Origin of the sequence: Halorubrum sp. SP3 (assembly GCF_005435195.1) — an archaeon.
GTDB lineage: Archaea > Halobacteriota > Halobacteria > Halobacteriales > Haloferacaceae > Halorubrum > Halorubrum sodomense.
Map to the genome: position 1 here is coordinate 1 of NZ_SGTU01000471.1, position 363 is coordinate 363.

1 protein-coding gene is annotated in these 363 nt (G+C 69.4%); it reads right to left on the reverse strand.

Going from position 1 to position 363, the window contains the following annotated elements; translation table 11 throughout:
* Positions 1 to 337: hypothetical protein (locus EXE42_RS17275; protein ID WP_137707093.1), on the reverse strand; the 337-nt coding region annotated here is incomplete at its 3' end.
* Between the last annotated feature and the right edge of the window lie 26 nt (positions 338 to 363).

Here is a 363-nt window from a genome sequence, read left to right on the forward strand (position 1 = left end):
GGATCCAGAAGGCGACGGCGCCCCCGTTGACCGCGAACGCCGCACCGACGAGGACGTTCCAGATGTGCCACCCGTACGCACGGAGCGTCGCGAGACCGACGAAGGCGCCGAGCCCGAGGTTCGCTCCGAGGGTCGCCTTCGTCCTCGCGACCTGTCCCGCGACCGAGTCCGCCGCGAGTTCGGGCGAGAGTCCGAGGACCGCCACCGTCGCCTCGAAACCGACGTACCAGCAGACGAGCCCAACGCAGGGAACGAGGAGATTCAGCGGGAGCGGCCGGCGGAACGGCTTGAACACTGCCCACGCGGAAACGCCGGTCGACTCGTCGGTGTCGCCCATCGGCGCGAGTTGTGCCGCCTCCTATT